Below are 12,485 nucleotides of genomic sequence, written 5' to 3' on the forward strand. Positions count from 1 at the left end.
AGAAAAATTATGAGTTTTTTCCAAAAATTCATGTAATATTTTCTTTCTATTTCCATAATTTATTTCAACTACATTATATCCTTTAATGTATGTACTACACGGTCAAAAACATACGGGAGGGAAACGAAATGAGGAAAAAGAACTGTATTGCGATGCTGCTCGCGGGAGGGGAAGGGCGAAGATTGTCCCCGTTAACCGCCAAGCAGGCAAAACCGGCCGTGCCGTTTGGCGGGCATTACCGGATTATCGATTTTCCTCTCAGCAATTGCGTCAATTCAGGCATCGATACGATCGGGGTTTTGACTCAATACGAAGCGGCGTCGCTGCACGAGCACATCGGGGAAGGCGAACCCTGGATGCTGCCGCGGCCGGATGGCGGCGGAATATCTCTGCTTCCGTCCTCCAATGCGGGAACCTCGGAATATGCGGGAACGGCGGACGCCATATATAAGAACATCGCGTTCGTCGACGGGTATGCTCCTGAACATGTCCTCATTCTTTCGGGGGATCATATTTACCATATGGACTACCGCCAAATGCTGAATTTTCACTTAAGCCATGGGGCCAAGGCGACCATCTCCGTTATGACGGTTCCTTGGGAAGAAGCGCATCGTTTTGGCATCATGTCCAAGGACGAAAAACAGCGGATCAGCGAATTCGCCGAGAAGCCGAAGCAGCCGGCAAGCAATCTGGCTTCGATGGGCATTTATTTGTTTAACTGGGGGTATTTGAAGCGGCATCTGCTGGAGGATGCCGAAGATCCTGCTTCCAGCCATGACTTCGGGAAGGATCTGATTCCCAAAATGCTTGCCGGCTCGGATCCGCTGCATGCCTACGAGTTTCAGGGATACTGGCGGGATGTGGGGACGGTCCACAGCTTATGGGAAGCCCATATGGATTTGCTTGAGGAAAGCTCGGATTGGCAGCTTCATAAGACAAACTGGCCGATGTATACGCGGGAAATGCCGGCGGTTCCGGTTCCTCCCAAAAAACGGGTTAACCCCAACGGTTCATTAATCCACGATGGCTGCGCGCTGGAGGGTCATGCCGAACGTTCAGTCATTTTCGGAGGAACGGAAATCGGACGAAACACCCGAATTAAGGACAGCGTCATTATGCCCGGCGTAAAAATCGGGCGAAACGCGGTGATCGAGCGGGCGATTATCGGCGAGGGCGCCATCATCAAGGATGGCGCGGTCGTGAAGGGAACGGCGTCCGAAATCGCGGTGATCGGGCCGCGCGAAACGGTATTGGCAAAACCCGCCGTTCTTCCCCAGCCTTCCAGGCTGCTGCAGGAGGTCTACGAAAATACGGCCCGGCTGCGGGCGGAAGGCCTGCTGTCCTGACGGGTTTTTTATAGGCAATCTCATTAACGGAAAAAAAAGGGGCCATCCTCGCAAGTACACGAAAAGTGTGCTTGCGGGATGCCCCTTTTCAAGGATTAAGCTTGGTCGTAAATAGCCGGAGCCAACTGATACAAATTAAATTCGCGGCCATCATCCTTCCGCCCCGTACCCTGCAGGCGAAAGCCAAGCTCTTGATAAAGCCGATTCAGCTTTACGTTTTGGTTCCAGCAATCGAGACGAAGTCCGGAGCGCCCCAAAACCTTAGACCGCTTGGCGGCAAAGCTTAGGATTTCACCGCCCAGCCCCTGGCCGCGGTAAGGCAAGCGGACCGTAAGCCGGTGCAAATAACTGTATCCGGGGATGTTCAGCGCCCCCCAATAATCGGGATCCGAATCCTGCAGCGTAAACATGGCTGCCGGCTCCCCTTCCCTGGTCAACAGATATATTTCCCGTTCATCATAGTAGGAACGAATCAAGTCCGGAGTAAACTGCTCGGGGTTCCACTGCTTGACGCCGCCGGTTTGCATCCAGTTCGCCGCCTCGACGAGCATTAGCCGTACCGTTTCCAAGTCGCCCGGCTTGGCGAGCGTGACTGAGAAGTCCCCGCCGCGCGTAATTACCGTTCCTACCCTGTCAATCATTTTGTTTCCCCCCTTTTCGGTCAAGCCTGATCATCGTTTTCCGCGGCGAGCGAACGGCCCGCTTCACCGTCTGCAGACGATTCGTCTTCCGGCGCGGCGGAAGCGGTAACGTCCGATGCTTCCGCGTCTTCGGCTACGGGAAGCGTCACCGCCACGGTTGTGCCGACGCCGAGCTCGCTGTGAATCTCCATCACCCCATGATGCAGCTCCACGATCTGCTGGCTGATGGCCAGGCCCAGCCCGGTTCCGCCTCCCTGGTGGTTGACCTGGAAGAAGCGGTCCTTCACTTTGTGCAAATACTCCTCGCTGATGCCGATCCCGGTATCGACCACTTCCACCATCGCCCGGCCGTCCTCTTTTACGCTGATCACCAGGTGAATCCAGCTCTGCTCATGGGAAAATTTAATCGCATTATCGACGATATTCAGGAATACTTGCTTAAGCCGATTGCCGTCCCCGCTGACGATGACGGTCCTGTCGGTACGTTCCTCCAGCTTCAGCTGGATTTGCTTCTGTTCCGCTTTGGCCCATACGTTAAGCATCGTTTCCTGAATCAGCTCTTTTAAATTGACGTGCCCGATGACCAGCTTCATTTCATTTTGCTGCAGCTTGGAAAAATCGAGAATTTCCTCGACCAGCCCGATTAACCGGTTGGTCTCCTTGGCGATGATCCCCATTCCGAGCTTCGTTTCTTCCGGATCGAAGCCCCCGGACGTGAGCGTTTCGCTCCACCCTTTAATGCCGGTCAGCGGCGTTCTGAGCTCGTGCGAGATCGAAGATATGAACTCGTCCTTGATCTGATTGCTGCGTACGATTTCTTCCGCCATATAATTGAGCGTTGCCGCCAGTTCGCCCAGCTCGTATTTGTAGTTGCCCCTGATCCTGGCGTCGAATTTGCCCCGTGCCATTTGCGCGGATACGTCGCGAATATTGTTAATGGGCTTAACGATCGAGTTGGCGAGCCCGATGCTGAACAGCGTCACAAGCGCAAGCACGGCGGCAGCTACCCCGATGGATAAAAAGGTCAGGTTCAGCAGCTTGGAATTAACGCGCTCGAGCGATGTGACAAACCGGGCGATATACTGCGTTTGGCCTTGAATCTGCAGCGGGCGCGAGACCGCCATCACCGCTTCGCCGGTGCTCGGCTGCCGGCCGATCCATTTCCCTACGCTGCCGGCCAGCGCTTGCGGGACATCGCCCGTCTGGATCGCTTTGTCCGCCTGGAAGGCGTTGGTGCTCGCTTTGACTTCTCCGTTACGGTCCAAAATCATCAATTCGGTATTGTCCAGCTCAAAAGTGCGCAGCATCTCGGTAAAATAATCGGGATCGCGTTCGGAGTTCAGACGCACGAATTGTTGGAAAAAATCCGAGGCCCATTTGGAATGGTTGGCCATATGGTTGTAAATCGTATCGTAATAATACGATCGGATGGCTACCGTGAAAATAATTTCGACCATAAACAGCGTCACGAATACAACGATAAAGTAATGCAGAACGATTTGCCGTCCGATCCCTTTCTTGATCATTGTCCCTCGCCTTTCCACTTATAACCGTGCCCCCACACGGTCTGCAGGAAAGCCGGTTCGGACGGATTGCTTTCGATTTTTTGCCGCAGCCTGCGGATATTTACGTCCACGATTTTCGGATCGCCCATGTATTCCTTGCCCCAGACGTGGTCAAGCAGAGAATCCCGGCTCAGCGGCATATTCTCCTTCTCGAGGAAATACTGAATGAGCGAAAATTCCGTAGGCGTCAGTTCGATCAACTGCCCGTTTTTCTTAAACTGCTTGGAAATCAAATCCAGCGTAAACGGCCCCGACGTAAACATGACTTTAGCGCTGCTCTCCCGGTATACGTTAACCCGGCGCAGCAGCGAATGGATCCGCGCGATCAGCTCGGTCGGGCTGAACGGTTTGCTGACGTGATCGTCGGCTCCGACGGACAAGGCGTATACTTTGTCCTGTTCCTGCACTTTGGCGGTCAGGAAAATAATCCCGATCCGTTCGTTGGTCTCGCGGATCCGGCGGCACACCTCAAACCCGTCAATCCCCGGAACCATCACGTCGAGCAGCGCGATGTCGATATCCGGCACGCTCTGCAGCTTGCTCAGCGCTTCGTGGCCTTCCGCCGCCTCCAGCACCTCGAACCCGTTCCGCTTCAAATTGATGACGATAAAGCTGCGGATGGATTCTTCATCCTCCAAAATCAATACCTTGCTCAATGGTAAGACCTCCCTCTCTATCCGAAAACGGCTTAACGTTTGATTTCCGTCTCGCCTTTATTCACCTTCAAATCCGTATGGCTAAGGAAGCCGATCACTCTGTCGGTATCCTGCGCCAGGAACTGCCAATCCGCTTTGTTCTTCTCCCACTCGGAAAGCGTAAAGAAACGAATTTCCGCCACCACCTCGTTCGTGTCGGTTTTGACAAACCAAAGATGCTCGTTTTTATCCGATTTGGTATCGATCGTCACATTGCCGCGCCATTCCTTCGGAAAATTGAAATAAAAGCGGCCCGCCATATCCATATACTGCTGCATCACGGATTTCAGACCGTCTTTTTCATCCCATTGGTAATAGGTAAACAGCCAGGGGATTTCATCAAAAGAGATGTATTCCCAGCCCTTCGGCTTCTCGAGCATGCCGACTTCCAGCACGCCGTCGTTATTCACGTCTCCGCTCATAATCGGATAACCCTTCAGCGTCATATCCTGCGACGGAAGCAGATTCACGAACTGGCCGTCCTTCATGACGATGATGGTGGAGAAAGCCGAATGAGTCCCGACGGACGCGTCGAGAATGATCCCTTTGAGTTTTGGGGTAATATTCCCGCTGACCGCGTTGTAATAATCGCTGACCGGATCGTTCAGCTCCAGTTGGCTGAGCTGCTGAAAGGATCCGTCCGCATACTGGTAAGCCGTCACCGTGGCGAACTGCTGGCGCTTCAAGCTCACCACCGTGATATCCGGTTGACCGTCCTGATTGAGATCGTCGACCATGAAATAGTCGTACGGCAAAGCCATCATTTTTTCAACGGCTCCCTCGTGGTAGGAATATACGGTTAATCCCTTTTGCAGTCCATCGCCTCCATTGGAGAAGCCGGCGATAATCTCCAGGTTCCCGTCTCCGGTCAAATCCAGCACGTCAAACGTCTCCAATTCCTGGCCTTCACCGTCAAAGCGGGCTTTCAGCGCCCAGGTATCCTTCTCGCGCTCCAGAATCATCCCGTGAATCCGCACGGCTTCATCCGGCGTTTGGTAGAACACCACCGCCTCCTTGACCCCGTCGTTGTTCAGGTCGGGAGTGCGGATCGAGCTGCTGTTGCGCACATCCCGGGGCGAGATGATTTCTCCCCCTTTCAGCTCCGATTTGATGACGCTGATCAGGGACGCCTTATCCGAGGACAACTGCGGCGTTTGCATCAGCGATTTCGGGTCGCTGATAAAACTGCAGCCGCTTAACACCATTAGTAAAAAAAATCCAGCAATAGTGGTGCACCATCGTTTTGCCAACATCATATCACTCTTTTCATGCCAAATCGATCAGCCTTTTCTCTTCCGGCAGCAGCCTTCTTCCGGAAACGTCGATTTTAAGCTCTCCATCGCGTATGCCCCAGATACGGGTGCAGAAGCGTTCCGCCAAGTCCAGCGGCAGCGCCGCCACGACGATTTTGCCCTGCTCCTTGCAAAGGGCCTTCAGCGTGTTCAATACGCGCTCGGCCGACTTCGGATCCAGCCCGACGGCCGGTTCGTCCGCCGCGATAAACCCGGCGCCGTGCACGAGCGCCCGGCATATGGCCACGCGCTGGCGTTCGCCGCCGCTCAGCTTGCCGGCTTTCACGTGGGCTTTGTCCAGCAGGCCGAACTTCTCCAGCTCGTCCATCGCGCCCATATAATCGTCCGAACGCACCATACCGGTCAGGCGGCGAAGCAGCGGCGTTTGCCCGGCCTGTCCGATCAGGACGTTTTTAAGCGCCGTTTTTTCGGGAAACAGCGAAGGGTTTTGCTCCAGGTAAGCGCATTTGGAGCGGTACTTTTGCGAACCGCCGCCACCGCCGCTGATCACCTGGTCGCCGTCCCACGTATAATCCCCGCGGTTCCAGCGCTCCCGCAGCGCCAAGCAGCGCAGCAAAATGCTTTTGCCGCTGCCGCTGGGCCCGACCACGCCGATCATTTCCCCGCCTTCAAACTGAACGGTAATGTCGCGGAGCACTTTTTTCTTATTTCCATCCACCGATTTGTGCAAGTGGTTCACTCTGATCATGGGTCCGATTCTCCTTTTTTACGATGCCAACCGCTTTTTTTCTCTACCTTTAAGTGTATTGGAAAAGCCGGCGAAAATCCATTACAGCATGTTCATATTTGCCGATTTTTTGACCGGCGCTGCTTTCCGGATTAAAATGGAAGGCAGGGAAAAAGAAAAAATCGCCAATAATCATTGACGATGTCCTGCCGTTTTGCTGATTTGTTCATGAATCCTTAAACATTATAGTAGACAATCCCCCGTCAAACAAGCCATAATGAATTTGTATGCAAAGATTTCTGGGAGGTATCTTGTCATGGCTTATGATGTGAAGGTAGATTACTCTCTGGTCTACGAACTGCTCAGCAGCTTTATGATATATACGACGCGGAAATGGGTGAACAATCTCGATGTCGGAGCGGAATGGATCGAGGAGATTCAGAACCGCTTCAATCCGGAGGTCCGGCAACGGTTCGCGGAAGCCGCCGGCTACCCCTTTTCCGATTACGACGTGTTGTACGTTTGGGTTCTGGAACGCGGAAAGGCGGATGACGTTCTTTCCTTTTTGAACGAAACGGCCGAAGCCGAAGCAAACGCGCTATGGCAGAAAACAAAATCCTATATTCCCGATGTGACTTGTGAGGCAATCGTTAGAATTCGCGACAATTACATCCCTTTGTTAAAAACGTGGCACCAGGTTTATTTCCGCGACGTAGAGCCGCAACTGCTCCCTCTTCTGGAAGAAGACGCGGCGGAGAAAAACGCGCTCCTGAAAAAAATGGACACCGACGCGCTGATCGAATACGCTTCCGGCGGTCTCGTGCTGGAGCCGCAAAGACCGGTCTCCCAAGTGGTTCTCACGCCGTCCACCCATTTCCGGCCGATCAATACATACGTCTTCTACCGCGATGTCCTGTTCATTCAATATCCGCTGGACATCCCGGAAGTCGACGAGGACGAGCCGCCGGTCGTGTTAAAGCGGTTGACCCGGGCGCTCGCCAAGCCGGAGCGGCTGCGGCTTCTCCGCTATGTGGCGGACGAACCGAAATCGATCTACGAAATGCTGCATGACTTAAACGAAAGCAAAGAGGATTTGATGCATGACCTCATGCGGCTTCGGGTGGCCGGGCTGCTGCGCATCCACTTGGTCGACCAGGATATCGAAAAATTCAGCATCCGCCCGGACGGCGCCGCCGAGCTGCAAATTTTCCTGGAGTCTTATATCCGTTTGTAATGCAGGCGGCAACAGAGAAAGTTTTACTTGGATAAAGGAGTGACCTGCTGTGAACACGCGGACCAAGCGGCAACACCTTATTTTTGATCTCGACGATACCTTGATTCATTGCAATAAATATTTCGATTTGATCCTGGAGCAATTCGCCGAGCTACTCGTCGATTGGTTTAAAGGGAATCCGGTCACCGCCGCGGAAATCCGCGACAAACAGACCGAAATCGATGTGGCCGGCGTGCACCAAATCGGATTTTCCAGCTCCCATTTTCCGGAATCGCTCGTCGAAACGTACCGCTATTTTTGCCGTATCTACGGCCGCAAGGCGCTGCCGGAAGAAGAACAACGGCTGATGAAGCTGGGGCTCAGCGTCTACGAGCATCCGGTCGAGCCTTACCCCGGCATGGTCGAAACGCTGAATCTGCTGCGCAGCCAGGGGCATGAGCTTTTGTTGTACACCGGAGGCGAGACCGCTATCCAGCAGCGGAAAATCGAACAGATGAAGCTGGCCGAGTTCTTCGAGGACCGCATATACATCCGCCAGCACAAAAACGCGGAAGCGCTCGAGGAAATTTTACGTTCCCGTTTCTTCGACCGGACCAGCACCTGGATGATCGGGAACAGTCTGCGCACCGATGTAATGCCCGCCTTATCCGCCGGAATCAACGCCGTTTACATCAAAATCCCAAATGAATGGCTGTATAACATCGTTGAGCTGCAGCAGGAGAGCAATTCGAACATGCATACGGTGTCCTCGCTCGAGGAAGTGCCACGGATTATTTTTGATCACATCCATCAGATGAAACGGCAAAAACGGACCCTATAACAAGGTCCGTTTTGTTGTTCGGAAACGAGTCTCACCCACCGGGTCCCTGATCCCCCACCAAAATAAAGGTAATTTTAGCCCTTATTTGGGCGAATTGTGTTTTTTCGATAAAATAGAGGAACAAAATGTCCTTATTCCCCTTGGGAACCTTATAATCCCATGCTTTTTCCGCCTCCACCCCAAAGTAAAACCAAAAAAGCCCCTTATTTTTCCTATAGTCGCGGATTTTCCTAAATAATCCCCTTTTTTACCGTTATTTCTGGCAGAGCAAGGAATATCACTCTCCTGTGCCTTGTTGTCCTCAGGTGTCCGTCACCGCGTCGAAAGCCTGCTCCATTTGCTCAACCCCTGCCGAGACCGCAAACAGGATAAACGGCCCTTTCGTCTTTAGCACATGCTTTTCGAGCAGAAAATATTGTTCCGGACGATAGTTCTTAAATTTGGCGGTTTGCGCGGCAATTCTTTCCTCGATTTTCGCCATGACGCGTTCTGCTTCGCTTTCGTCCTTAAGCCGGACGATCAGCAATTCGTCCGCTTCCACGTTCGATGACGCCGTGTAGAGCACAAAATCCGCGACTTCTTCGCCGGAGATATGATACAGCTTTTGCAGCTTTTTCATATCCCTTTGCTCCATACTCTCCAAGTTAACCGATTGTTCGATTCGCTCGCCCACATCGGCCGCCGTCAGGTTCCCGGTTCCCTTTTCCCTTTCGGCGCACCCCGCCAAAATACCGGTCATGACGATAAGCGCCAGCAGAGCGACACCGAACACGAACGTTTTTGTTCTCTGCATATATTTATTCATTTTATCATCTCCGATAAGTTCTTGATGGACGGATCCGCAAAAAACGTATTGATATTATAAAGCACCAGCATGTCATCAATCTCCCGTTCCCGTATTAGCGCAAGCAAATCGCCGTCATAATACCGCAGGTCCACAACATAAATCTCGCTGAAATGCCCCGTCAAAAAAGGAATCAAGCTGTTGGCATACGAGTCCTTCACGACCAGCAGCTTTTTTCCCGCCGGATGAGCCGGCGACGTGATTTTTACCAGCGCATGGTTGCCGTTCAAAAAGACTGCATATTTGTCCTTCTTGTTTAAGTTCTCCAGCGCATACAGAGAATTGGTAGTCTGCTCTTCGTCGACATATTCAACTGTTTCGTTCTCTTTCTCCTTTGGCAGCCAAAGAGCGATTTGATCCGGCCGTAAATGCCTGAAGCCGCTCTGCGAATACAGCGATCCGTAGAAATTATCCGCGGCCTGCCGGATCTCGAAATCTTTCGCTTCTTGGGGGGGCATCCCCATTTGCCTGCATAACTCCCGGTATGCGTAAAAAGCGCCCAAGGTCGTCCAGTGGTGGTCCGTCTTGTAGTAAAGATACTCATGGCGTTTGGCGTACAGCGCCGGGTAGACGTCGACAAAGCGCATGAAGCGGCCGAGCGCATTCCGCATTTTGTCCAAAAAGGCAAGCTCGCTGCCGGCCGGAGCGAATGCCGGAAGCTTGTCCTCGTTCAGTGTTACGGAGGTAGGTGCCAGCATTACGTAGGTTTGCAGGCCCGGTGCCGCGGAAATAAACGTACGGATCGCCTCCGCGTTCTCCTCCACCTCCCCTTCCGCCGGCGGAGAGAACTGCTGAATCAGGTAACCGTCTTTGCCCAGGTAAACCCCGCCATTTTCCTTTTGCCCCATCGCCCGAGCCGTATCGGATTTCGCGCCAACCCAGAAATCCCGGAAAGGAAACTGGTCGGACACGTATTTCTCGTAATTGGCCATAAACTTCCCCGAAGCCAAATGCTGAAGCGAGAGATTGGGCCTTGGCTCGAGCATCCGGTTTTCCGCTGCGGAGAATTCGCGGTCCGGCGTTAGAATCTCCAAGGCCGGCAAGGCGCATATAAATGCCAGCAGCAGAACAGCCATGGCTTCTTTATACCATTTCAGGTTTCGCCGCCTCCCTTCCTGACACTAAAAACGAAAATATAAAAACGGATTATAGGTTTCACTGACCAAATACGCCGTGGATAAAAACAACAGCAGCAGGTGCGTACCCAAAGCCGCGGCGCTGCCCCAATGGCCCCGTTTTCTCCGGAAACGCAGCAGCAGCCGGCGGGGAAACGGCGTCGCGCATAACATGAGCAGGATCAGCCAGCCGGAATAGGCGGACAGATCGTAAAGCGCCTGCCGATCGGCAAGGCCATGCGCGCCGAACCCGAACATCGTCCCGAGAAAATGGGCGGCGGCCCCCAGGTTCTCATATTCGAAAAACACCCAGCCGATGATAACGGCCGCCAGCGTATAGGCATGCCCGGCAAAACGCGGGAGCCGGTGCAGCCCTTTTAGCAAAAACAGCTTTTCGAATGTAACCAGGCAGCCGAAATAAAGACCCCAGACGATAAAATTCCAGCTCGCTCCATGCCACAATCCGGTTAAAAACCACACCGCAAGCAGGTTGCACAGCTGTTTGGGCAGGCCTTGCCGGTTGCCGCCGAGCGGAATGTAGACATACTCCCGAAACCAGGAGCCAAGGGAGATATGCCATCTGCGCCAAAATTCCGTGATGCTCCGGGATATATACGGATAATTGAAGTTTTTCATAAATTCAAACCCGAACATTTTGCCGAGACCGCGGGCCATATCGGAATATCCGCTGAAATCGAAGTAAATTTGCAGGGCAAACGCCGCAATCCCGAGCCAGGCGGAAAGCACGCTCAGCTCCCCCGGCGGCGCCGCTTTGACATTCGCCCACAGCAGGCCGATATTGTTGGCCAGCAGCACTTTTTTGGCGAGACCGCGGATAAACAACTCCGCTCCCGCGCCAAACCGGCCAAGCGTCATGCGGCGGGAAACTAATTGCCGGGCGATGTCGCCGTATTTGACGATCGGACCGGCCACAAGCTGCGGGAACATCGCCACGTAAGCGCCAAAAGCGATCGGACTGCGCTGCGCAGGCACTTTGCCGCGATAGACGTCGATGACATAAGACATCGTTTGGAACGTATAGAAGGAGATGCCCACCGGCAGCGGAAGATCGGCCGCAGGCAAGCCTAAATGCAACAACCGTTTCAAGTTGTCGATGGCAAATCCGGCGTATTTGAAAAAGCACAACAGCCCTAAATTGCCTGCAATGGAGCCGATAAAGATCGCCCGGGCGAGCGCTTTGCGCTCCCGGTACTTCTCGATCAGCAAGCCATTGGCATAGTCGAACACGGTCGAAAAGATCATGATGAAAATATATAACGGCTCCCCCCAAGCGTAAAATACCAGGCTTGCCCCGAGCAGGACACCGTTTCGAAACCGTTGGGGCGACAAATAGTAGATAAGTATCGTAGCCGGCAAAAAATAAAACAGGAAGATCAGACTGCTAAATACCAACACTCATCCCCCCTGCCTCGCTGGATCGGCGGGGACGGAAGTACATGGCCGCCGTCACTCCACTCGGCCCTTCAAAGCGTCCAGCATCAGCGTATAGAACCCCTGCCTAAAGTGAATGCCGTCCGTATCGTACAGCTCCGGATGATCCGCGAGAATCGGGGTCAAATCGACAAACGCGGCTTGCTCCTTGGCGGCCATCTCTTTCAGTTTCTCATTAAAATCGGAGATGTTTTGGTAGCGGGGCTCTTTCTCCCGCGCCTCATCCGTAACGGGAGTTACCGACAAAACCGTAATGTCGGCCTGCGGAAGCTTATTTTTGATCGCTTCGATCAAGGCGGTGTAATGCTTAACCGCGTATTCCTGCGGGTTATCCGTCGGCCAGAGGATGTCATCCGAACCCAACTGGATAAAAATATGCTCGGGATTTCTCCGCATCAGTTCGTCGAGATCCTCCATCGCGAATTCCGCTGTTTTTCCCGCACCGGCCAGTACGTTCTCTTCATCCAGCACATCATGATACGACAAGCCTTCCGTGATGGAATCCCCCAGAAATACGCTGCTTTGAAACCGCGAAGCGAGCGTGGCTTGCGCTGCATCCGCGGAAATCTCCACTTGCGCCTGTCCGGCTGAAACCGGATTGCCGGAAGCCGGGTGTGGCTCTCCTTCTTGTTGTCCGCACGCCGCAAGCGATATTAAAGCGATCCCGGCCAACAAAATACAGAGCGTCTTTCTCATTTTCGTTCACATTCCTCTCAGGTTGTTTTTCTTTCGCACCTTGATAGGATAGTTGAGAGAAATGCAGACCGGGTGCAGATCAAATCAATATAAGTTA

12 protein-coding genes are annotated in these 12,485 nt (G+C 53.2%); 3 read left to right on the forward strand and 9 right to left on the reverse strand.

Translation table 11 applies throughout. From position 1 onward, the window contains the following. Nucleotides 1-128 precede the first annotated feature (128 nt). The gene (locus NYE74_RS20115) at nucleotides 129-1,346 is read left to right on the forward strand and encodes a glucose-1-phosphate adenylyltransferase (RefSeq protein WP_213510365.1); all 1,218 of its coding nucleotides are present in this window, start codon (nucleotides 129-131) and stop codon (nucleotides 1,344-1,346) included. A gap of 95 nt (nucleotides 1,347-1,441) precedes the next feature. Here NYE74_RS20115 and NYE74_RS20120 read toward each other — a convergent pair whose 3' ends face one another. The 5 genes from NYE74_RS20120 to NYE74_RS20140 are packed head-to-tail and all read right to left on the reverse strand — an operon-like array spanning nucleotide 1,442 to nucleotide 6,248. Beyond that, the gene (locus NYE74_RS20120) at nucleotides 1,442-1,987 is read right to left on the reverse strand and encodes a GNAT family N-acetyltransferase (protein ID WP_051985448.1); all 546 of its coding nucleotides are present in this window, start codon (nucleotides 1,985-1,987) and stop codon (nucleotides 1,442-1,444) included. 20 nt (nucleotides 1,988-2,007) lie between these two features. Continuing rightward, nucleotides 2,008-3,513, reverse strand: a complete 1,506-nt coding sequence (locus NYE74_RS20125; protein ID WP_051985449.1) for a sensor histidine kinase — start codon at nucleotides 3,511-3,513, stop codon at nucleotides 2,008-2,010. Further along, entirely contained in the window at nucleotides 3,510-4,208 is a 699-nt protein-coding gene (locus tag NYE74_RS20130; protein WP_036623064.1) for a response regulator transcription factor, read from the reverse strand. Before NYE74_RS20130 ends, NYE74_RS20125 begins: the two co-directional genes overlap by 4 nt. Before the next feature lie 32 nt (nucleotides 4,209-4,240). Beyond that, nucleotides 4,241-5,497 (reverse strand): hypothetical protein, encoded by a 1,257-nt coding sequence (locus NYE74_RS20135; RefSeq protein ID WP_227872759.1) that lies wholly within the window; start codon nucleotides 5,495-5,497, stop codon nucleotides 4,241-4,243. Between the two features lie 16 nt (nucleotides 5,498-5,513). Next, entirely contained in the window at nucleotides 5,514-6,248 is a 735-nt protein-coding gene (locus tag NYE74_RS20140; protein WP_036623067.1) for a phosphonate ABC transporter ATP-binding protein, read from the reverse strand. A gap of 295 nt (nucleotides 6,249-6,543) precedes the next feature. Between NYE74_RS20140 and NYE74_RS20145 the strand changes: the two genes are divergently transcribed. Together NYE74_RS20145 and NYE74_RS20150 are read left to right on the forward strand one after the other, a co-directional pair. Continuing rightward, nucleotides 6,544-7,461, forward strand: a complete 918-nt coding sequence (locus NYE74_RS20145) for an ArsR family transcriptional regulator (protein ID WP_036623070.1) — start codon at nucleotides 6,544-6,546, stop codon at nucleotides 7,459-7,461. Nucleotides 7,462-7,510: 49 nt separating this feature from the next. Beyond that, nucleotides 7,511-8,281, forward strand: a complete 771-nt coding sequence (locus NYE74_RS20150; RefSeq protein ID WP_036623071.1) for an HAD family hydrolase — start codon at nucleotides 7,511-7,513, stop codon at nucleotides 8,279-8,281. A gap of 301 nt (nucleotides 8,282-8,582) precedes the next feature. Here the strand turns inward: NYE74_RS20150 and NYE74_RS20155 are convergent, their stop codons facing one another. Genes NYE74_RS20155 through NYE74_RS20170 form a run of 4 tightly spaced genes read right to left on the reverse strand, consistent with a single transcriptional unit; the run spans nucleotide 8,583 to nucleotide 12,388 of the window. Then, nucleotides 8,583-9,086 carry a DUF4358 domain-containing protein gene (locus NYE74_RS20155; RefSeq protein WP_249732568.1) on the reverse strand — a complete coding sequence of 168 codons (504 nt, stop codon included), beginning with the start codon at nucleotides 9,084-9,086 and terminating at the stop codon, nucleotides 8,583-8,585. After that, entirely contained in the window at nucleotides 9,083-10,201 is a 1,119-nt protein-coding gene (locus tag NYE74_RS20160) for a DHHW family protein (RefSeq protein WP_341005142.1), read from the reverse strand. Before NYE74_RS20160 ends, NYE74_RS20155 begins: the two co-directional genes overlap by 4 nt. Nucleotides 10,202-10,246: 45 nt before the next feature. Beyond that, a complete protein-coding gene (locus NYE74_RS20165) occupies nucleotides 10,247-11,653 on the reverse strand; it encodes an MBOAT family O-acyltransferase (RefSeq protein WP_341005143.1) in 1,407 nt (468 codons plus the stop codon). 54 nt (nucleotides 11,654-11,707) lie between these two features. After that, a complete protein-coding gene (locus tag NYE74_RS20170; RefSeq protein ID WP_036623075.1) occupies nucleotides 11,708-12,388 on the reverse strand; it encodes a GDSL-type esterase/lipase family protein in 681 nt (226 codons plus the stop codon). Nucleotides 12,389-12,485: the final 97 nt, after the last annotated feature.

The organism is Paenibacillus sp. FSL P4-0127 (genome assembly GCF_038007325.1).
GTDB classification, from domain to species: Bacteria; Bacillota; Bacilli; order Paenibacillales; family Paenibacillaceae; genus Fontibacillus; species Fontibacillus macerans.